The 22006-nt window shown below is 37.2% G+C and carries 22 protein-coding genes; 13 read left to right on the top strand and 9 right to left on the bottom strand.

Annotated elements, in window-relative coordinates; translation table 11 throughout:
• Positions 1 to 59: 59 nt before the first annotated feature.
• The 4 genes from QH639_RS22590 to QH639_RS22605 are packed head-to-tail and all read left to right on the top strand — an operon-like array spanning position 60 to position 3853.
• Positions 60 to 932: an ABC transporter ATP-binding protein gene (locus QH639_RS22590; RefSeq protein ID WP_259419224.1), complete on the top strand. Its 873-nt coding sequence runs from the start codon at positions 60 to 62 to the stop codon at positions 930 to 932.
• An 18-nt stretch (positions 933 to 950) separates the two neighbouring features.
• Positions 951 to 1649, top strand: a complete 699-nt coding sequence (locus QH639_RS22595) for an ABC transporter permease (protein ID WP_112117598.1) — start codon at positions 951 to 953, stop codon at positions 1647 to 1649.
• Positions 1650 to 1681: 32 nt separating this feature from the next.
• A complete protein-coding gene (locus QH639_RS22600; RefSeq protein ID WP_281115315.1) occupies positions 1682 to 2401 on the top strand; it encodes a response regulator transcription factor in 720 nt (239 codons plus the stop codon).
• Between the two features lie 9 nt (positions 2402 to 2410).
• On the top strand, positions 2411 to 3853 hold the full coding sequence (locus QH639_RS22605; protein WP_259419226.1) for a sensor histidine kinase: 1443 nt from the start codon (positions 2411 to 2413) through the stop codon (positions 3851 to 3853).
• A gap of 13 nt (positions 3854 to 3866) precedes the next feature.
• On the opposite strand, the gene QH639_RS22610 is transcribed toward QH639_RS22605, so the two are convergent.
• Positions 3867 to 4625, bottom strand: coding sequence for a DUF4184 family protein (locus QH639_RS22610; protein ID WP_281115316.1), 759 nt, complete (start codon positions 4623 to 4625; stop codon positions 3867 to 3869).
• Between the two features lie 159 nt (positions 4626 to 4784).
• On the opposite strand from QH639_RS22610, the gene QH639_RS22615 reads away from it, so the two are divergent.
• Both QH639_RS22615 and QH639_RS22620 read left to right on the top strand, forming a co-directional pair.
• A complete protein-coding gene (locus QH639_RS22615) occupies positions 4785 to 5543 on the top strand; it encodes an ABC transporter ATP-binding protein (RefSeq protein WP_048391228.1) in 759 nt (252 codons plus the stop codon).
• Positions 5544 to 5546: 3 nt separating this feature from the next.
• Complete coding sequence (locus tag QH639_RS22620) at positions 5547 to 7931, top strand: FtsX-like permease family protein (protein ID WP_281115317.1); 2385 nt, start codon at positions 5547 to 5549, stop codon at positions 7929 to 7931.
• A gap of 36 nt (positions 7932 to 7967) precedes the next feature.
• Here the strand turns inward: QH639_RS22620 and QH639_RS22625 are convergent, their stop codons facing one another.
• On the bottom strand, positions 7968 to 8417 hold the full coding sequence (locus QH639_RS22625; protein WP_066036629.1) for a 2-thiouracil desulfurase family protein: 450 nt from the start codon (positions 8415 to 8417) through the stop codon (positions 7968 to 7970).
• Between the two features lie 84 nt (positions 8418 to 8501).
• Here QH639_RS22625 and QH639_RS22630 point away from each other — a divergent pair, with 84 nt between their 5' ends.
• Entirely contained in the window at positions 8502 to 9047 is a 546-nt protein-coding gene (locus QH639_RS22630) for a GrpB family protein (RefSeq protein WP_281115318.1), read from the top strand.
• Positions 9048 to 9066: 19 nt separating this feature from the next.
• Positions 9067 to 9552 (top strand): NUDIX hydrolase, encoded by a 486-nt coding sequence (locus QH639_RS22635; RefSeq protein WP_281115319.1) that lies wholly within the window; start codon positions 9067 to 9069, stop codon positions 9550 to 9552.
• A 48-nt stretch (positions 9553 to 9600) separates the two neighbouring features.
• On the opposite strand, the gene QH639_RS22640 is transcribed toward QH639_RS22635, so the two are convergent.
• From QH639_RS22640 to QH639_RS22650, 3 genes are all read right to left on the bottom strand, one after another.
• A complete protein-coding gene (locus QH639_RS22640; protein WP_281115320.1) occupies positions 9601 to 10116 on the bottom strand; it encodes a DUF6886 family protein in 516 nt (171 codons plus the stop codon).
• A 13-nt stretch (positions 10117 to 10129) separates the two neighbouring features.
• Positions 10130 to 10870, bottom strand: coding sequence for a class I SAM-dependent methyltransferase (locus tag QH639_RS22645; protein WP_281115321.1), 741 nt, complete (start codon positions 10868 to 10870; stop codon positions 10130 to 10132).
• Positions 10871 to 11055: 185 nt separating this feature from the next.
• The gene (locus QH639_RS22650; RefSeq protein WP_048391235.1) at positions 11056 to 12240 is read right to left on the bottom strand and encodes a YbfB/YjiJ family MFS transporter; all 1185 of its coding nucleotides are present in this window, start codon (positions 12238 to 12240) and stop codon (positions 11056 to 11058) included.
• A gap of 117 nt (positions 12241 to 12357) precedes the next feature.
• Between QH639_RS22650 and QH639_RS22655 the strand changes: the two genes are divergently transcribed.
• The 4 genes from QH639_RS22655 to solA all read left to right on the top strand — a co-directional run bounded on the left by QH639_RS22655 (position 12358) and on the right by solA (position 17454).
• The gene (locus QH639_RS22655; protein WP_281115322.1) at positions 12358 to 13248 is read left to right on the top strand and encodes a LysR family transcriptional regulator; all 891 of its coding nucleotides are present in this window, start codon (positions 12358 to 12360) and stop codon (positions 13246 to 13248) included.
• Between the two features lie 194 nt (positions 13249 to 13442).
• Positions 13443 to 14810, top strand: coding sequence for a guanine deaminase (gene guaD / locus QH639_RS22660; protein ID WP_281115323.1), 1368 nt, complete (start codon positions 13443 to 13445; stop codon positions 14808 to 14810).
• A 51-nt stretch (positions 14811 to 14861) separates the two neighbouring features.
• Complete coding sequence (locus QH639_RS22665; RefSeq protein ID WP_281115324.1) at positions 14862 to 16211, top strand: uracil-xanthine permease family protein; 1350 nt, start codon at positions 14862 to 14864, stop codon at positions 16209 to 16211.
• A 127-nt stretch (positions 16212 to 16338) separates the two neighbouring features.
• The gene (gene solA / locus QH639_RS22670; protein WP_131519570.1) at positions 16339 to 17454 is read left to right on the top strand and encodes an N-methyl-L-tryptophan oxidase; all 1116 of its coding nucleotides are present in this window, start codon (positions 16339 to 16341) and stop codon (positions 17452 to 17454) included.
• A 43-nt stretch (positions 17455 to 17497) separates the two neighbouring features.
• Here the strand turns inward: solA and QH639_RS22675 are convergent, their stop codons facing one another.
• From QH639_RS22675 to QH639_RS22690, 4 genes are read right to left on the bottom strand one after another with little or no spacing between them, the layout of a single operon-like run.
• Positions 17498 to 18061 carry a 5' nucleotidase, NT5C type gene (locus QH639_RS22675; RefSeq protein WP_281115325.1) on the bottom strand — a complete coding sequence of 188 codons (564 nt, stop codon included), beginning with the start codon at positions 18059 to 18061 and terminating at the stop codon, positions 17498 to 17500.
• A 16-nt stretch (positions 18062 to 18077) separates the two neighbouring features.
• Positions 18078 to 19163, bottom strand: coding sequence for an FAD-dependent monooxygenase (locus tag QH639_RS22680; RefSeq protein WP_281115326.1), 1086 nt, complete (start codon positions 19161 to 19163; stop codon positions 18078 to 18080).
• Complete coding sequence (gene ribD, locus QH639_RS22685) at positions 19160 to 20272, bottom strand: bifunctional diaminohydroxyphosphoribosylaminopyrimidine deaminase/5-amino-6-(5-phosphoribosylamino)uracil reductase RibD (protein WP_281116224.1); 1113 nt, start codon at positions 20270 to 20272, stop codon at positions 19160 to 19162. Before ribD ends, QH639_RS22680 begins: the two co-directional genes overlap by 4 nt.
• Before the next feature lie 15 nt (positions 20273 to 20287).
• Positions 20288 to 21019 (bottom strand): GTP cyclohydrolase II, encoded by a 732-nt coding sequence (locus QH639_RS22690; RefSeq protein ID WP_281115327.1) that lies wholly within the window; start codon positions 21017 to 21019, stop codon positions 20288 to 20290.
• 269 nt (positions 21020 to 21288) lie between these two features.
• On the opposite strand from QH639_RS22690, the gene QH639_RS22695 reads away from it, so the two are divergent.
• Positions 21289 to 21924 (top strand): GntR family transcriptional regulator, encoded by a 636-nt coding sequence (locus tag QH639_RS22695; protein WP_131519565.1) that lies wholly within the window; start codon positions 21289 to 21291, stop codon positions 21922 to 21924.
• Positions 21925 to 22006 lie beyond the last annotated feature (82 nt).

Consider the following 22006-nt stretch of genomic DNA (forward strand, 5'->3'; position numbering starts at 1 on the left):
CGATTTTCATTATAATTATTTTATGGAGAAGAATTATCCAAAAATAAAGGTGTGTGAAGATGACTACTATTTTGGAAGTACAAAACATCTGTAAACAATACAATGGGAAAACAATTTTAGAGAATGTATCGTTTTCAATTGCGTCCAATCAAATCATTGCTCTAGTGGGGAAAAACGGTTCTGGAAAAAGCACCTTACTCAAGATTATTGCAGCATTCATTAAACCAGACAGTGGTTCTATTGTGAAGCATAAAACGTCTTTAAAAGCTGGCTATGTACCAGAAATAACTCCTTCTCATATTTTATTTACACCTCAAGAATATCTTTATCACATGGGCTGTATACGAGGTATGGCTAAAAAGCAGCTTTTGCAGAAGATAGAAGAATTACTTGAGATGTTTCAACTAAAAGAGGAAAAAAATACAAGGATTGTCCATTTCTCTAAAGGGATGAAGCAAAAGGTGATGATTATGCAGGCGATGCTAGAAGAAACTGATCTACTGATAATGGATGAACCATTGTCAGGACTTGATGCCAAGGCACAAAATGATTTCGAACAAATCTTAGCTAAAGTAAGAAGCAAAGGTCTCACTATCCTCTTAACCTGTCATGAAACCAAATTACTTGAAAAGCTTGTAGACTCCGTTTTACTTATTCAAGAGAATGCGATCATTCAGATAAAGGAATTCGATCGTAATCCAACACATCGATTAATTTTTGAGATTGCTAGCCTGTCATTACTCGATGAAATCATACCTTCTATGGAGATTCAACAAAAACAACTTTTAGTGAATGGACATTATGAAATAGTGACGATTGTTCCAGCAAAGGATTCAGATCAAATTTTACTGAAATTATTACAACACAATGCTTCAATTAAATATTTAGCGACTGTCCACTACAAAAAAGAACAATTCTCTTCTCATTTTTGAAAGGAGGAATCGAAAAAGATGAGCAGTTTAGTACGTTATCAATTGATAAATTATTTAAGAACCTATCACTACGTTCCACCTTTTACAATCTTCATTCTATGTCTTATCGTTAATTATACTTTTGTCCCTAACCCAATATTAGATAGTTATTCATTTACATCTCTTGTGCTCTTTTTTTTAATGGGCTGGTTTACTGTTACATTATTTCATGCTGAAGATGAAGGACAAAAAATGATTACTACCCTTCATACGAGAAAAACAATAGACTACAATTTAGGGATATTCATCATTTGTGGGCTGCTTGCCTTTAGCCTAAGCTGTGTTTCTGTCATCTATCCAATCCTAATAGAGGCATTTTTTGAGAAGCCCAAACTATTACATATTTTACTAGGTTTCTTGTCTCATTTTAGTTTATCGTTACTTGCCATTGCACTCACTGCTTTATTTACTAGGGAACTCGTGAAAAATAGGCGAAATACGTGGTGGGGTGTAATAGGCATCCTTATTATTTCTGTCGTGATCGCTACTTTAAAAGATTCTATTCTAACTGGACTTCTTTGGTTACTTCCTCCTCTTCATTTTTCATTAGAAATGATGAGTGTGGGCGATCAAATTGAAGTTATACCCAACGTTTTTTATTGGCAATACACATGGATTATAATTTATGCATTCCTTATCATTGTTTTGTTTTTTTTCCTAGTCAACCGAAGAAAATGATTTAGACATCTTACTAAGGAGAGATAGTATGTATGAGCAACGGGAACATCAAAGTACTAATTGTTGAAGACGAAAATGATATAGCTAATATTATAAGGGACTACTTAAGTGTTAATCAGTTCGATTCACATATTGTTCGAACAGGTCATGAAGCAATCCATTATTTGCAAGAATCTAACCCTGATTTCATTATCCTTGATCTTTCTCTACCCGATTGTGATGGCATTGAAATATGTCGTAAAATCCGTGAAAACAGCAATGTTGCCATTCTTATTTTAAGTGCTCGAGGAAGTGATACAGATAAAGTACTGGGATTAGGTTTTGGAGCAGATGATTATATGACAAAACCGTTCTCTCTAAGTGAACTTGTCGCAAGAATTAACGCTCATTTACGAAGACAGGATAGATGGCTTCAGCATAATGGACGGCATATGGGAGGAGATGTCATTCACATAGATAATATGGTCATAAATAAACAGGAATATATTTTTTTACGTGATAGCAAGCCAATACCACTGTCAGCAAAAGAGTTTGAACTGCTATTTTTCCTAGCTAAAAATAGAAATCAAGTTTTCTCTAAAGGTCAGTTACTTGATGCCGTTTGGGGTTATGAGACCTATGGAGATGAAAATACAATTACAGTTTATATTAGAAGGCTTCTAGAAAAAATTGAAGTCAGCCCTTCTCATCCTGTTTATCTTCAAACGGTTTGGGGAGTCGGTTATAAATTCAGTACACCCAATCACTCATAGGAGAATCAAATGCACCTAAAAAATTGGATGAATAAGTGGGTATGGACTCTATTAATCTGTGTTGTACTATTGTTTATCGTTGTCCTTTCACTATACTTTGCAGCAGAAACTTCTCAAGAAGAATCACAAGATAAATATGTTATTAATCAAATTCGTTTATCAGTAAATCCATTATTATTGTACATAGAAGATCATTTTCCAAATTTCGCATTAGATTCAGCTGTACGTAGCACGCTACAACAAATGAGTGATGACAAGAATATTGATATTACAGTAGTTCAACTAGATGGAACAGTAAGTTACACTTCAATTAAGAATGATGTTTCAACTACTATTCATATTAAACATGATATACATTATGATTTATTTACCTCACAACAAGAGCCTGGAAAGATTAATATAGCCTTTCCGATTATGAATGGAGAAAGTAATGAACAGATAGGTAATGCTATTTTTTCCCTGAACAAGGACATTCTCTTTCCTTTAAAACAGACGAATTCCAACTCGATTCTTTTATTCGTCTTTATTGGCTTCTTGAGCCTTTTGATCATTTGCCTTGCCCTATTCATAGTAAGGAAAGTTCATAAAGATATTTTAAAGCCTTTAGATGAGCTAAAGGACAACACAGAGGAAATTGTAAAAGGAAATTACGAACAAATTACCATCCACTCGAAAATGGATGAGATTGGTGAATTGTATGCAGTATTTGATCAAATGCGAGTAGAGATTAAACAGTTAGCCATCCAGCACAATGAACAAGAGCAAACTCAAAAGAAGCTCATTTCTAATATATCTCATGAAGTAAGAACTCCCTTAACCACAATCAAAGCATATTTAGACGCTATTTCAGAGGGGATTTGTCGAGATGAAGACTCGCTTATGGCCTATATTCAAATCATGCAGTCCAATACGGATAAGATGTCGAGGCTAGTTGATGATTTATTTATTCATACCTTAAAGGAGCTTGGTCATATCCCGATCCATTTAAAAGAGCAATATAGCCAAGACGTTCTTACAAACATTCTGAAACCAATTCAATATTATGTCCAAACAACAAATATTCATTTTATAAGACCTACTAGGATTCCTAATGTCCTTATTCTAGTAGATGCTGATCGACTAGAGCAGGTGATCTCCAACCTTATTACCAATGCGTTAAAGCATTCTTCTCATGAAGATACCATCACCATTACTACCTATATCGAAAATCAATCACTCTATATCCAAGTAATAGATACTGGTAATGGAATGCTTCCCGAAGATATGCCATTTATTTTTGAACGTTACTTTAGAGGTCGGCAGCCTGGAAGTGAATCAGTCATTAAAAATGAAGGCGCAGGACTTGGCCTATCCATTTGTCAGCATATTATGGAAGCGCACCATGGGTCCATTTCATTTCATAGTAAGCCTAATGAAGGCACTACCTTTACACTTATACTCCCCATCTCGTAAAAAGACTCCCGTTTTAGGAAGTCTTTTTTTCTTTCAACGTTCTTTTCTTATATGCTAAAAAGAAAGAAAGGGTAAGTATACTACCAAAAAATGAATCGATAATACGGACAACCCATATTCCATAACTTTCCAAAGGAATGGCTTTAGTAAGCTGCCATAGACATACATATCCGAGCGTTAAAACCGCTAGTAAACTCCAAAAAATAATTTTTTTCCGTGGCGATATAGCTGGTGTTTTTTTATCTTTGCTTAAAGTTGCTCTGTAATATACATATCCAAAGATTAACACAATGCCAAACAACGTACTCCCGTGTTGTAGAAATTTATAAATCGGTATTTGATAGCCAAAGAAAGTATATGTTTGAGTAAGAACTCGAAGTTTTGTCACCATAAGCCCATTTTGATGTGTAAATGAATCCCATATGACATGTGTTAACATGCCCAGCAATGCAGAGTAGCCAAAAACAAATACTTTCCATATGTTATTTCCTGCAATTTGATGGCTTTCTGTAGCTTGTAAAAACTCTGGTAAATGACTCATGATTGGCTGTTGGATAAACCATTGATAAATCAAATAGATGAAAAGAACGAGTGGAAGATTGAATAAAAAGAACCCTGCAAAGGTATGTCCAATCTCCCCTATTGGCCGACCTCTTAAAAAATATTCAAAATCTGGAGCCATACTTCCTAAAACTAATGCAGAAAAATGAATATATTTACTTTTTCGAGAAAAAGGTAAGACTGCCGCTGGATGAGCAAATGTTAAGGGCATATCTCAAACCTCCTTATTTATTACATCTATTAAATCGCATATTATAACGTTTACTATTAAGAAAGGTTACTCTGTCTGTAAGAATTTATTAATAATTTCATAAGGACTTACTAATAATTACATATTACACTAAAGAAAATGAGTTAAGGAGGCCTTATCATGGAAAAAGAGATACTGATTCGAGCCCAAAATTTATGTAAAACCTATTCAACCGGCAGCGAACAATTCCATGCTATTAAGAATATGAATGTCGACATTTATAAAGGGGATTTCACCGTTATTATGGGGAATTCTGGTTCTGGTAAATCAACGCTTCTTTATCTTTTAAGTGGGCTTGATGCCCTTACAGCAGGTGAAGTTTATTTTCAAGGAGAAAAACTTGATACCTTTTCTGAACGAAAGTTAGCTACTTTGCGTTCACAGAAGGTTGGCTATATCTATCAAAGTAGCAATCTCATTCCAGATATGACGCTACTAGAGAATATTGCTCTTCCTGGATACATCGCGAAAAAAAATAAAAAGGAAGTCATACAAAAAGCGGAGCAACTACTAAGTTTAATGGGACTTGAAAAGCAACGAAATCGATTACCCTCTCAAACATCAGGTGGACAGCAACAAAGAGCTGCCATTGCTAGAGCGTTGGTCAACAATCCTGAAGTGTTATTTGCAGATGAACCTACTGGTAGTTTAAATTTTGATCAAGGTGTAGCAGTATTAGATACCTTAACGAATTTAAATAGAAATGGGCAATCCATTGTCATGATTACACATGATATGAAGGCAGCTTGTCGTGCGAATCGCCTAATCATCATTCAGGATGGAAAAATAGATGGGATCTTAAACTTTGAAAAATATGATCATACCAGCATACAAGAACGGGAACACATTATCTTTTCTTATGTTGCCGGGAAGGAGTAAAAAATGTACGCGATTATAACCCTTTGCTCTTCCTATATAAGAAAACGGAAAATACAAAATGGACTGATGGTTGTCCTTATTTTTTTATCAACACTTTTACTGGCGACTTCTGTCACTATACTGACCAATACAAACAATATTTTTGAAAAAGCCCATCATGATTCAAATGGTGCCCATCAAGTTTTAACAATGGGTAACAATATTCATAACCCGATTGCTGTAAACGAATGGTGGCAGGAGCAACCAGGCGTGACTACTTCTAGTCTCATACCCTATAGAAATTTATCTAGTTTTACCTTCAATGGGAAAGAAATATCCAATATCTATTTATTTATGATGAATACGCCAAATACACCGTTTATGATTGATCAATTACTATTTTCTGAGGGTGAAAAGCAACTCTCTCCTCCTGAGGGTACCATTTGGATTCCCACATCATTGGCATCAAGCGCTACCATTTCGCTCGGTGATGCAATTGAATTTCATACAGGTGAGAGCACGTTTAATTTAACAGTGTCAGGTATTGTGGTTGATATGCCATACGGAGGCCCTTTTACAACAAATGCTCGTATCTGGATGAACAACACTGATTATCAACAGCATTTAGCAACCATGCCAGGATCTGATCAGTACATGATGGCATTACGCTTTAATGACTATCAGCAAAACACCAATTATTGGGGTGATTTTGAAAAGTATCTGCAGGGACCTTATCTTGAATCTAAAATGGAATATGAAGAAATAGCTTCTTTTTATTTGATCATTAATAAAATCATTGGCTTTATTATGATCGCCTTTGGTATAGCTATGCTTTTGGTTTCCTTGTTTGTTATTGGTTTTAGTATTTCCGATGCCATTTTAACGAATTACAGAACAATAGGCGTTATCAAATCATTGGGTCTTTCTTCTCGAGAGATAAGTATCACTTACGTATTACAATTCGGATTGTTATCTGCTGTCGCAATTATACCTGGCATCATCATTAGTAAATTCCTTTCCAGAATAATTATAGAAAGCTCCTTATCTTATATGAAGGCAGGAAATCATTTAACCATACATCAAGATACTCTATTTAACATAGTGATTGCTCTCATCTTATTTGGCATCGTGCTACTCACTGCCTATTTCTACTCACACAAGGCGCGAAATGTAGAGCCTGTTCAGGCCATCAAATATGGGATGTCAGAAAGTGCAAATAGTAAAATGAATCGGCGCAGAAACAGCTCGAATAGATTATTTCGATTAAGCAGTCTACCGATTCAACTTCAAATTGGTCTTAAAAGTATCACAAAAAACATAAAAAGTTCCATTCTTGTTATTGCACTTACTTCCATTACGTCTGCCATACTAGTCTTTAGTGTAGTCATATTAAATAGCTTTATTTCCATCAAAGAAACATCTCCTTCATGGGGATATGATGCCTCACATGTAGTAGTAACTGTATCTAATAAAGAAACTTTTACAAAACAACAATTTGAAGATTTTTTAATGGCTGATGAACGGGTTAAAGATCATGCATGGCTTGATCAATTCACAGGCATACTTCCTAATGACAGCAATCCCCCATTAAATATTAATGTCAATGTGATTGAGGGTAGCTTTGATGCCGCTGGCTATGTGACAATGTCTGGCCGTAATCCAATCAGTAAGAACGAAATCGCGATTGGACTCAATGTAGCTCGCGCTTTAAATAAAAATATAGGCGATATGGTAGAAGTTTATCTTGAGGGGAAACCGCATTTTCTTATTGTTACTGGAATCTATCAATCGATAGCAAATATGTCGAATTCAGCAAGGATTACAGCAGAGGTTATTAAAGTTTATAATACTACCTACACTACTTCCGAGGTAAGTATGATTAATCTTTTAGATGAAACAGTCGCTACGCCATTCGTTGAGGATTTAAATACGCACTTTAAAAGTTCAGTATCAGCTGTCACACAACAGCTATTATTAGATGCCGTCTTTAAAGAAGTCGTGGCCGTTTTAGTCATTCCCCTTTCAATCGTTGGTATTTTATTTATCATCGTAACCTGCATCATTATTTTTAGTGTATCACGAATTAATGTTAGAAAAGAAAGTAGCACGTATGGCATTTATAAATCAATTGGAATGACCTCAACAAATATTAGATGGTCGATTACAATCGGTATTTTACTTCTATCCATAATGGGTGCATTAGCAGGAATCTTTATCGGGATAAAATTAATTCCTCTTGCACTTCAGTCAATTATTTTAGATTATGGCTTACTCGAACTACCGCTTGTTATAAACTGGCCAACAAGTATCGGTATAAGCTTTGTAAGTGTAATAGCTGCCATTTTTGGCGGCTGGATTTCGACCAAAATAATTGCTAAAACGTCGCCTCGCATATTAATTGTTGAATAAATAAATTTGGCCCCTACTAGTTTAGGGGCCTTTTAATCATTCAAAAAAATTCTCTTCAGATAGCACGACGATATTGTTTCTTCGAAGCAATGCCGTAGTTACTCCTTCGCCAGCTAATTTTGTTCCATTAAACGCACCGTTATAAATCTTTGCACTGCCACAGGATGGGCTATATTCCTTTAAAATGACATGAGTTGCCCCTACCTCAAGTGCTTTTTGTAAGGTTGCATAGGCTCCCTTCAGATATAAATCTGTGACATCTCGTCCAGAACTTTCAACCACTGTTGCGTTGCCATCAAGTACATCTTGTCCATTGCCACCTACAATTTCAGCAGGTTCGCGGGGCGTTGAAAAGCCTCCCATCAGCTCTGGGCAAACCGTGACAGCTTTATTTTCTAACACGAGCTTTTGTATTTTTTCATCTAGACTGTTTGTGCCATTATAACGAACATTTAAACCTGCTAAGCAAGCACTTATTAAAATCATCGTTTTCTCACTCCCTCTACTATCTTTATTCCACTATAACACGCATGCTACAATAATTTTATGAAGACCAAGGGAGGAGATAGAATGCCTGATCCTATTTTGATTTTACCTTATACAGATGAATGGGCTAAGGAATTTCATAGCATAGGCTGTCAATTGCGGGAGGCCTTAGGAAATAGAGCGCTGAGAATTGATCATATTGGCTCAACCGCTGTAGCAGGGTTAGCAGCAAAACCTGTAATTGATATACAAATATCCGTTGCATCGTTTACACCATTGGCAGCATTTAAAATTCCATTAGAATCTCTAGGTTTTAGTTATCGAGCAGAAAATACAGACAAGTCTAAACGCTATTTTCGAGAGGCTCTAGGAGATAGACGAGTACATATTCATGTTCGACAGGCTGGTAGTTGGGCAGAGCAGCTAGCCCTATTATTTCGAGATTTTTTGCGCTGTCATCCAGATTACTGTCATCGCTATGAGCAGGTAAAATATGAATTGGCTAAGAAATACAAATTTAATCGTCAACACTATACAAAATCTAAAGAACCGATTATATGGGAAATTTTAAAACAAGCAAATCATTGGAGTCAGCAGACTGGCTGGTCTCCTGCCAATTCAGATAACTAAAGAAAAGGGAGGAACAAACTTGGCTGAATTTACAATTTGTTTTCTGAAGAAGGGAGATTATATCCTTTTATTGAATAGAGATAAGCCTCAGTGGATGGGCGCATGGAATGGTGTTGGTGGCAAAATTGAACAGGATGAAACACCATTAGCTGGTGCCTTACGAGAAATTAAAGAAGAAACAGGCATTACGGTTGAGGATATTACCTATAAAGGTAAAATAACTTGGACAGATGGGGTTGTTAACTATGGCTGTATGTATGCGTTTATAGCGGAACTACCTGAATCTTTTCCCTATGTAACACCGATAAAGGTTGCTGAGGGCATTCTTGATTGGAAGGAGCTTACTTGGATTTTCCACCCTGAAAATGTAGGTATTGCGGACTTAAAATATTATTTACCTAAGATGCTCAATGAAACAGCAAACTATGATTATATTTTTACATATCAAGATAAGAAATTAGTCAATATCTCTTCAGCACCAATTGAACAAACATCGACTGTCTAATAATAAATAAGCCTCGTCCATGCAATAGGTGCATAACGAGGCTTGTTTTTAGAATCTTGGTTGTGCAAAGCGCATTCTGCACATCGACCAATTTAAGCTTGTAGTTTGGATTTTATCATGTATTTCCCATAAGCTATCCACGATTCGCAATTCAACATTGCGCTCCAATAATGCTTTAGCTATATCATTGATCTCTGAGACATGGATGGGTATTTGTGTTATTTCACTCGTATAATAGCCCGCAATATCATCCTGTAAAGTGAATCCTTTACTATCAAACTCATATAGGTAAAGACTTGTAGTTTTCAATACTTCTAACCACTTGTTTTCTATGACCACTACATGTGAAGCTTGAGATAGATATTGCTGTCTGTCCTGCTCTGTTGTTTGATCTCCTGCATGAAAGCAGACACGCGGACAATCTCTTGGCGTTAAATAGTTTGGCAGGCATTTTTCGTTGATTGTCCATACTAGCCCTTTTTTGGCATCTAAATCTGGTCGCTCAGGCAGTCGAGGATGAAAAATCATAATAGTAGGGTCTTCACTGACATGAAATAAACGCATGGGTACTTCTCCTTTATTTCCTTAATTTAAAAACAATAAAATCTGCACAATGCAAATCTTCCACAAATTGAGGATACTTCTCTAGCATGTCTTGTGATGGCTTAGGCTCTACCATAGCATCAATCGTAAATCCAGCTTGCCTAATTGCTTGCACATAGCTTGTTAATGTTCGATGGTATAGAACTATCGGTGGGTCAGCATCTAGCTGGTGATACTCCCCTTCATAAAAATAACGTTGGACTTTCCAGTATTGTTGATCTAGCTGCTCATGTCTCATCCATCCACTATTTGGTGTCACAAAGCATGGGTGTAAAATCGAAAAAATAAAAGTGCTATTAGGTTTTAATAATCGAAACATCTCACACAGAGCAGCCTGATAATCCTCTAAATCTTGGAGAACCATATTTGAAACAATACCATCAAATTGTTCATCTGCTAAAAAGGATAAATTTTCACAATTCCCGTGTAAAAATTGAATAGCTTCCTGCTGTGGTGTTCTTTCCATAGCAATGTCTAGCATTTTTTGTGAAAAATCAACAGCTGTTACTCTTGCACCCTTCTTTACCAGTAATCTGCTTAAATAGCCTTCTCCACATCCTGCATCTAATAGATGGTTTCCATCTATCTCACCTAGCAAAGAAAAGATGGTTGGATTTAACAGTACGACACGATGAATATCCCCCTGCTCATCGTAGTTTGCTGTATACCTTTCCGCATATCGATTCCAGCGTTGAATAGCTTGTTCTGTGTTCATTTACAGTCCCCATTTCAAAGTAAAATCGTAACGTTACGTCCTGTGTGCACTTGTCTATTTTTCCATATAAAGAAAAAAATATATAGACTTTTATTTTATTTTTTAATACCATGTAGATAGAGGCACGGCTTCTTTAAGTAAATGATAAAGCCAGAAATCCAAATAGGATTTCTGGCTTTTATGCGTTATATAGAAATTGTATGTTCAGCAACAGCTTCTTTTTTTACAGTTAGCCATCTACCAATTACCATAACGAGCAATGCAAGAAACACTATGACACCAGCAAATATAAGTGCTGCTTTATAGCTACTATAAACTTCAACCAGTTTTCCTGCGATAATCGGTCCGATAATTTGTCCAAAAGCATAAAAGGTTGTTAATAAAGAAACAACGAATCCGCTCTTTGTCGGGAATAGCTGTCGTGCATAGGAAGTAGTTAGCGTGACAATACCTACAAAGGTTAGACCGAATAAAAACGATGCTAGTAAAACGCTCCATACCGTTTGTGCAAAAACAGGTAACAGGATACCAACCACTTGCAGTATGTACGCCACAAACAAAATTTTTATAGCTGAAAACTTCTCTAATAAGACCGTCCAAACAGGAGCTGATGGGATAGCCGCTAGCCCCACAATGACCCAGCTATAGGAAGAGTAAGCTTGAAGAGAAGGAATATTATGAATAATATCGACTAAAAAAGTACCTGTAATAATATAGCCTAACCCCTCTAAGCCATAGGATAAAATCAACCATGGCATAAAACCCTTTGTCATTTTTGTATCAAGAGATTTCGTAACTTTTGTGCTGTCCTGCACCACTAAACTTCTCCATAAATAAGAGGTAATAAATAAAAAAATTGCTGATAAAATCCCTAAGCCTAACCATGCACCCTGCCAAGCAAATCTTGCTTCTATAGCAGGTACACATAAACCTGAAATAGCAATCCCTAAGCCTATTCCACTAAATACATAGCCAGACCATCGTGATAATGAATGCTTCGCCAAGTAATCCATAATAATACTCGATGTTAACACAAAAATAAGGCCCCCTGTAATGCCCGCAATTAAACGCAGAACTAGCCAGACACTATACACTTCTATTAAGCCCATTAATATAACAGATAGGACATTGGTAACAACACTTGCCATCAAAACATTTTTACGTTGTCGATAAATGAACCCTGCCCATAATGCGCCAATGAAATAACCAATATAATTGCTTGAAGCTAAAAACCCAGCCACTTCCAATGAAAATCCTACATCATGACGCATAAAGGGTAGAATCGGTGTGAAGGCAAATCGACTAATCCCCATTGCAACAACCAATAACAAAATTCCTCCAAAGACAATTCCTACATGTTGTCGATTCATGATGAACCCCCCTCTCATATATTCTACTGTAATTAAAAGGATACAGAGCGCAAATTAATAAATCTAATATATAATGTATATAAAAGCATAAAAAAAATTTATGAAAGGTGTAATGACATGAATTTACATGCTCTACGTTTATTTACAAAGGTGGCTGAACTCAATAGTGTTTCCAAAGCAGCACAGACACTTATGATTAGTCAGCCTGCTGTAACCATTCAAATTCGAAATTTAGAGAAAGAACTAGGCTTGACACTGCTAGAAGCCAAAGGTAGGGGCATTTCGCTAACACAAAATGGTACTTTTTTATACAAACAGGCACAGCGCTTATTTGATCTAGAATCTGATATTGAAAATAAAGTTGAACAGCTTAAAAATACGGGCAATGAAGAACTGCAAATTGCCTCCACGCATGTTCCCTCCCATTTTTTACTACCTAAATGGTTAGCTCAATTTAAACAAGTTTATCCAGCAACACATATTCATTTAAAGACCGCCAATTCCCAGCAAGTGATTGAGGATTTACTCCATTATAAAGCTGATTTAGCTTTTATCGTCAAAGAAGATGGACATCATGCTGATATTAATTATCAATTTCTAATGAATTTGGATTATTGGTTTATTGTGCCGTACAATCATCATCTGGCAGGTCAAACAGTGTCCCTTGCAGAACTTATGCAGCAGCCCTTCGTCACAAGGGAGGATGGTAGTTCCACAAAAGAATACTTAAATGCCCTATGTAAAGTGCATAAAATTCCTCCACCGAAAGTAGGTTTACAACTAGACGGAATTAATGAATCCATACATGCCATTGCAGCAGGTTTTGGTACGATGCTAGCACCATCCATAGCAGCTTCTAGCTTTATTCTACAGCAGCAAGTTGCCCGCGTTTTTATTAAGGACATTGATATCCAACGACCGATCTACCTTTGTACAAGAAAAAATGAATTGCATCACTCCACATCCTTTAATAATTTTCTTCACATCATCCATGAATCGATTATGTAGAAAGAAGGCACTCTCAAATAGGTGCCTTCTTTCGTTATCTATCAACGCTTGTCAAAGCTGTAAAAATGTAGTTAAAAAGGTGTATATGTTTCTTTAGTCACCATACTAATATTCGTTTTTTTGTAGACTTAATAGTTTTTATAGCCTATAATAATCCGTGTTATTATCAATAAACGAACATTAAGGTGGTTTTTATGTCTGAATATACGCATATTTTCAAAGGAACAGCTTTTACTAGTAAATCTGCTACTGACGTTCACATTTTAAAAGATTATTTATTTTTCATTAATGCTGACGGCATGATTGTTAAAACTGTCGCTCCTGAACAAGCTGATTACCAACAACTCTTAATTACATATCAAGATCAAAATAACTTCCATGCATTAGCTGAAGGGCAATATTTCCTACCGGGATTTGTCGATTTGCATGTACATGCACCTCAATGGGCACAATCTGGGACAGCTTTAGACATTCCTCTTTACGATTGGTTAAACACATATACTTTCCCTATCGAATCAAAATTCTCCGATTTAGCATTTGCTCAAGAAGTTTATGATGATTTAGTAAGCACACTACTTGCCAATGGTACAACTACATCATTATATTTTGCGACGGTTCATAAGGAGGCCAGTGTACTTTTAGCGAAAATCTGTGCTGAAAAGGGACAGCGAGGATTAGTCGGAAAAGTAGTCATGGACGATCCTGAACAGAATCCTGATTTTTATCGAGATGAAAACACAAAAACCGCATTAGAGGATACGGAGGAATTTATTTTAGCTGTAAAAAATTTAGCCAAAACGACTAAACAGGGTGTTTATCCTGTTGTCACTCCCCGCTTTATTCCAAGCTGTACAGACGGTGCCTTAAAGGGTTTGGGTGAATTAGCTGCGAAATATGATACACATATTCAATCACACTGTAGTGAAAGTGACTGGGAGCACAGCTACGTCAAAGAACGATTCAACAAAAATGATGCCGCCGCCTTACATGACTTTGGTTTGTTAGGTGATAAATCTGTCATGGCTCATTGTAATTTCTTAAGCGATGAGGATGCCAGATTATTTGCTGAAACTGGCACTGCCATAGGCCATTGTCCAATCTCTAATGCCTATTTTGCTAACAGCGTGATTCCAATCGCCCGCTTTCATGCAATGGGCGTTGATATTGGACTAGGTTCAGATGTTTCAGGCGGATTTTCTCCAAGTCTTTTTGATAATGCAAGACAAGCTGTTATGTCATCAAGAATGCTAGAGGATGGTGTAGATACAACCATTTCCGCCGAAAAACGTGGTGTCCCAAATTCACGCATTACAATAAATGAGGCCTTCTATCTTGCGACAGCTGGTGGTGGAGAAAGCTTAAGTCTTCCAATTGGCCGTTTACAGGAAAACTATACATGGGATGTACAAATTATCGATACAAAAATTCCTACTGCTAGGCTTCCGATTTTTGATCAAAATGAAGATTTACACGATATATTCCAAAAAATCATGTATCTTGTACGCCCCGAAAATATCCGCGAGGTATGGGTGCAAGGAAATAAAGTTCATACGAGAGGCTAATCATTCTCTTATTCTCTAATAAAAATCTATTATTTTGAGGTGTACAACTTCGTGGAAACACAACATAGAAAACTAACTAATCAAACAAAACAAACACAATTAACCGTGTTACCAGATGAAAAAATTTCGTTCAGTCAGTCTGCTCTACTCGGTTTACAGCATGTTATGGCTATGGATGTTTATGTGGTGCCCTTTTTAATTGCCATGCTAATCGGTCTACAAACTGGTCAGGCAAGCGCCTTGATTCAATCAACCTTTATTGCAGCTGGGGTCGCGACGATTGTGCAAACACATTTTTGTATGAAATTACCGATGGCACAAGGTCCATCCTATGTTCCACTTGGTGCCATTGTTGGGATCTATGCAGCAAGTGGTAGTGGAGATTTAGGTTGGAGTACTGTGCTAGGTGCTAGTTTAATTGGAGCCATTTTGGTTATTATTTTAGGCTATACAGGTATCTTCAATAAAATTGTCCAAACATTTATTCCACCAATTGTTGGTGGAACGATTATCTTTGTGGTTGGACTGTCCTTAATGCCTGTTGGTTTAAGTGATAATATTTTTAATGGAGCAGGTGCATCCATAAATCAAAACATTTATTTAGCCCTGATCTCAGCATTCGTGTTAATTATTTGTGTCATGTTAGGTACAGTCTTCCATCAAAAAGGACGTCTATTCCGAATTGCTTCTGTCATCATTGCCTTAATTGCTGGTAGTATCGCAGCAAATATCATGGGTGTTTTAGATTTATCTCCTGTATCGCAAGCTAAATGGTTTAGCATGCCACAAATTCCATTTGCAGATTTTAGTTTTAGCTTTAATTTTTCTGCTATTATCACCATGGTCATTATATATATTGTCTTAATGGCTGAAACAACAGGAACATGGTTTGCCATTAGCAATGTCATCGACCAACCTTTAACAAATAAACAAATTAACCGTGGTGTGATTGGTGAAGGAATTGGCTGCTTTATTGCTTCTTTACTTGGCTCCACTCCTGTTACTGGTTATTCTACTAATGCAGGTGTGATCTCTATCACTGGGATTGCGAGCCGTCGTGTCTTTATAGCAGCAGGTATTTGGTTTATCGTCTTCGGCTTCTCTGGTAAACTAGCAGCACTCATCTCAGCAATTCCTTCAGCTGTTATTGGTGGTGTATTTGTGATCGTCTGCGGCATAATAGCCATTAGTGGTTTACAGGTCATGAAAAATGAACATATTGGTGAAAAGGAAATGTATGTCATCGCGATTCCTGTTATTTTAACGTTAGCATTGACATTATTACCTGATGATTTCCTGTATTCCTTACCTACAACCGTGCAGTATTTATTTGGTTCGCCTATTGCAACCGCTGCGCTCGTAGCGATTGTCCTTAATAAAATTTTACCACGCTCAAAATAGTAGCTATCTACAACGCACAGCATCTCTAGTCCATTCGGATTGCAGGTGCTGTGTCTATTTATTTTCTAAAATTTCTGTTTCCTTCCCTATAAATCTGTTATACTAGAGCAAAAAAGTAGGGATTAGAATGGACTATGATGTCATAATAGTTGGTGCTGGCTCCATGGGGATGGCGGCTGGTTACTATTTAGCAAAGGAAGGAAAAAATGTACTTATGCTAGATGCCTTTACGCCACCACATGAAGAAGGTAGTCATCATGGGGATACAAGAATCATTCGCTTTGCTTATGGTGAGGGAGCTAGCTATGTACCTTTTGTAAAAAGAGCTGGCGAGCTTTGGCAAGAGCTAGAGTCTTTAGCAAATGAAAGCTTATTTATACAAACTGGTGTAGTTAATATTGGAGAGCCAACATGTGCCTTCATTCAAAATGTGAAGGCTAGTGCTGCGCTCTATAATTTAGCACTTGAACACTATTCACCTGCTGAAGCGATGAACAAATGGCCAGGGTTATACTTGCCAAATAATTTAGTTGCTTGCTTTGAACCTACAGCTGGTGTCCTTCGTGTTGAAGCATGTATCCAAGCCTATAAAAAATTAGCCTTAGAGGCAGGGGCAAGCCTCCGAGCCAATGAAAAAGTATTGGCTATCCAAGCTGGTGATATTGTACAGGTACAAACAATACATAATAGCTATAAAGCAAAGCAATTAATAGTAACGGCGGGTGCATGGGCAACAGAGTTACTACAAACAGTAGACGTGAGCATACCCGTCACACCAACGCGGAAAACCTTTGCATGGTTTGAGGCAGATGAGCAGCTGTATCGTGATGAAGTTTTCCCAGCCTACTGCTTTGAATTTGCCGATTCAACCTACTACGGTTTTCCAAGTATTAATGGAGCGGGGTTAAAGCTTGGACGACACGATGGTGGTGATGTGGTTAATCCAAACGATCCTCTACGTCCGTTTGATGCATCTGATGCTGTTGACTTACAAAACTTTATTGATCAGTTTATGCCTCAGCATGGAACGCTTAAATACGGAAAAACATGTAAGTATTCGATGACACCAGATGAAGATTTCATTATCGACTTTTTACCTGAACATCAGAATATTGTGATTGCTGCAGGTTTTTCTGGTCATGGCTTTAAATTTAGTAGTGCCGTTGGGGAAGCTCTTGCAGATTTAATTGTAGAAGGCAAAAGTAAACAAGATTTATCTACCTTTCAACTTAGTCGATTTTAGCAAAAAAAGGATTGGTACAACGGTTAGTCGTTGCACCAATCCTTTATTTTGATAACATCGTTTGAAACTCTTGCCAATCATATAAACGTGGAAGATTTACATGCTGGTTATAAGATTGATTCTTTAAGATTACCTTAGTTGTCACATCATGAAGTGTCTCAAGTACTGCTGGTTTATCATCTACATAAATATCTAAAGCCAGCTCTTTTATAATGGCTACTTTTTCTGCATCTTGCATGCCACAAAAAAAATGACCGTCTGTTATTGGAAAGCCCTGTGCTTCCATCCAAGCTTTTGTTTGCCCACAATATTGTTTTGGACGAGATGTGATATAGTAAATGTCATGTCCCTGCTCTGCTAAAGCTTGGAGGGCTTTTAAAGCACCATCAAAAGATGGACAATCCGTAAAATAGATCTCTTCCAATACGCTATTCCACATGGCAGAACCTTCCTCGTTTGTTAATCCAAATGGTTCATGAATTTCTACTCGTTGTATTGCTTGAAAGGTTTCAAAGGAAACCTTTTTGCCAAGCTTTTTATTATAAAGTGAAAAGGCATGTGCTCGTAAATCAATTAATGTGTCATCTATATCAAAGCCAAACTTCATCTAGTTGTTCGTCCTTTCACGAAGCCTTATTTATAAAGTTAGAAGCAAATGTCTGCTCTTTTTCAATTTGTTTTGCTAATACTTCCTCAATGGCTTGCTCACGCATTTGTTGAAAATATTGTACGTTAAATTGTGCTAATGTGTCTTTCTTTAGCAATGATGCAAGACAATCTGCATCTTTTAGTGCACTATTCAACCCAAACGCGCCTGTTGGTGTCATTGTGTGAACGGCGTCTCCTAGTAAGACAAGGCCCTTTGTCCCCCAACTATTACAATGGCTACTAAAGACATCAAGCAAAACAAAATCCTGCCAGGAAGTTATCTGTGCCTGCACTGTCTTCGTTAATGCTGGAAATGCCTCCACAAGCTGCTGGATAAAGGGTGTAAATGCTAGTTTTCGAAGCTGAGGGAAACTACCTTGCTCAATATTCCAGCCTATTTGAAGATAACCACCAACTTGTGTAAACAATGACAGCTGCTTATTATCGATGAGTGCCATTTTTATAGATGGTTCCCAATCTGCTGGTGCAGGAATTTTAGCCCACAGTAAATCAAAGCCATGCTTCTGTTTCTGAACATCTATATGTGCTTGCTTACGAATCGTAGAATAACGACCATCCGCACCGATAATTAACTGACTATCGATTTTTATAGAGTCTCCGTTTTTTATCGCCATAACGCCCCTATAATGACCAGTAGCATCCGCAATCAGCTTTGTAACCTTTGTATGTAGCAGACATGTAAAGTTAGGAAACAGCTGTGCTTTTTGTAAAATTCCTTTTAATAAATTTGCCTGTGGTACATGAATGCCTAAATGTCCTACGGCTTCATCTGGAAGAATTGTTTTAAATGCTCTGCCACCAGCATAATACTCAAGCTTCTCCATTCGTAATATACCGAGTGCCTCAACTGCTTCGAAAAGATGGTGGCTTTTTAAAACAGCCTCCCCTTCCTCATTTAAATGCTCGCCACGAAATGCCTGACCAAGCGCTACATTTTGCTCTAATAAAATCACTGTCAGCCCATTTTTAGCAAGTAGGTAGGATAATAATGCACCAGCAGGCCCTGCCCCTACTATACAGACATCTGCTTGATAGTTCATTTTGCTTCACCATGCTTTGGATAAGCAATAATACGCAAATCCTCGCCTATTTTATCAAATGAAGCAAACTCAACATTCCATGCCTCATGCATGAGAGAGGGATTATAGCCAGCAAACGGCGTTAACGATAGATTTCCACCCAAAACTTTAGGCGCTATATATACTACATATTTATCGATTGCACCTTGCTGTAAAAAGGAAGCATTCATTTTACTTCCACCTTCTAGCAAAATATCTGTTATGCCATGTATATAAAGCTTTTCAAGCATTTCATCAATCTGTAATCCATATTCATTTTTTTGTACCGGTAAAACTGTAACACCTTTTTCTGTAAATAAATGAATCTTTTCTTGGCTTACGTCGTCACTACAAACAAGAATCGTTGGTGCATCCTCTGTATTCAAGACATTCGCATTGTCAGGTGTACGTAGAGAACTATCCATAATAATACGTGTCGGATTTTTTCCATATCCTTCCTTAAGCCTTGTTGTTAAAGAAGGATTATCAGCAATGACTGTGCCCACACCAACTAGAATTCCATCTACTTCATGACGAATATTGTGAACATCCTCACGGGCAACCTCTCCAGTTACCCATTTTGAATGTCCTGTATGCGTAGCAATTTTCCCATCTAAAGTCATAGCAAATTTTGAAATAACAAAAGGACGGTGCGTAAGCATATTGTGAATAAAACGCTCATTTAAACGGCGCGCTTGTTGCTCTAAAACCCCTACTTCCACCACTATTCCTGCATCTTGTAGCAATTGGATGCCACGACCTGCTACAGCTGGATTTGGATCCTGCATAGCAACTACCACTCGACTGACACCAGATTCCTTCACTAAATTGGCACAAGGAGGTGTCTTACCGTAATGTGAACAAGGCTCTAACGTTACATATAACGTAGCACCCAGTGCATGCTCTCCAGCCATTCGAAAAGCATGCACTTCAGCATGTGGTTCCCCTGCTTTTCTGTGTAAACCTGTGCCTACAATCACACCGTTCTTCACGATTACAGCCCCAACAAGTGGATTAGGGTTCGTATTTCCTTTAGCACTAGCTGCTAAATCCAAAGCCAGTTGCATATATTTTTCATCTATATTCATCATCATCGCAACCTCCACCTATTGCTTTTCACGTATATGTCCAGATTTTTCAACTTTCGTTTCTAAATAAAAACGATTCGTCTCTGTCAAACCGCCCCATAAAGGAACATGCCCTTCCGCAGCCATGCCACGAGCCTGTAATGCAGCCAATTTCTTCGGATTATTTGTAATGAGTGTTACAGGTTTGGTACGCAGTGTCGCTAATACCGCAAGTGCTTCGTCATAAGATCGTGTATCATCTGGGAAGCCAAGTGCATGGTTTGCTTCAACTGTATCGAGCCCTTCCTCTTGCAATAAATAAGCAAGAGATTTAGAGAATAGTCCAATTCCACGACCTTCATGATCAGCTAAATAAAATATAGCACCACAACCATGCTCAACAATCATTTTCATAGACTCGTGCAACTGGTAGCCACAATCACAACGCTGGCTGCCAAATATGTCGCCTGTGTGACAAATACTATGCATTCGGATTAAAGCCTCTTCTGAATGGGTAAAATCACCATATACAAGCACAGAGGATTGTTGTAAAAATGCTAAATTAGCAGCGGCTAATCCATCAATGATTTCTTCTTTAGTTAAATTCGCATCAATTTTAAGCCAGTTATACCACTGAAAAGTTGCAGAAAAATCGCCTTGTTTTACAGGTAATTTCACTGGTCCAACTAGGCAAATATTCTCTGTATTTGTATGCTTTATTAATGCCATTTTATCTTTTACTAAGTCCATCACTTTAGTTGTAATTGTCATATTAATCTCCAACCTTCTATAGAAATAGTTGGCTAAATTCACCAACTGAACACTTGTATTTTCACATTACTTACATAACGTAACTTAGTTTATAATAATAACTAAAAAGTGTCAATCGACAGCTATTACTCTTTCATTATAATTATTAGAGATGATAATTTTATTATTACTTTTTCATCATATACTACTAGCTTATGGAGATGCTATTTTTTCTGTGCAGGCTAGTCTATAATAAGCTGTGGTACTGTAATGACGAAAGGAAGTTTAACATGAACTTAGAAAAAAATGTTCAACTAAAGCAACCAAAATATCAACAAATAGCCATTGATCTCGCCTCCAAGATTGTTGAAAGAAAATACAGCATTGGCGATAAAATATATGCAAGATCCTCTCTTGCCAGTCAATATAATGTTTCTGCTGAGACTGCAAGAAGAGCAATTGCCGTTTTGCAAGACTTAGAAATTGTTGAAGCTTCAAAAGGTAGCGGCGTAATTATAAAATCGTATGAAAAAGCGGCTCAATTCGTCAGACAGTTTCATGATGTACAATCGATTCATGAAATACAAAATGAGCTTTTGACAAGTATTCAGAAGCAACATCATGAATTGATTAATTTACAAGACAAGGCAAAGCAACTAATTAGCCGCACAGAGCATTACCGATCAGTCAATCCGTTCATTCCCTATCAATTAGAAATGACAGCTGAGAGTCCATGCATCCATCAAACTGTACAAGCTTTAAATTTTTGGCAAAATACTTCTAGTACCATCGTTGGTATTCGACGTGGCAATGAATTATTATTATCCCCTGGTCCTTATGTCTCATTTGAAGAAGGGGACATAATTTATTTTGTTGGAAATGATGAAAGTTTCGCTAGAGTTCAAAGCTTTTTATACCCAAATTAAAATCCGTTTAAGCGCTGATATAACAGCGTTTAAACGGATTTTTTCTTATTTGTCGATTTGACAAAAGTAACAACCCTTTGTT

The organism is Lysinibacillus sp. 1 U-2021 (assembly GCF_029916965.1).
GTDB classification, from domain to species: Bacteria; Bacillota; Bacilli; order Bacillales_A; family Planococcaceae; genus Lysinibacillus; species Lysinibacillus capsici.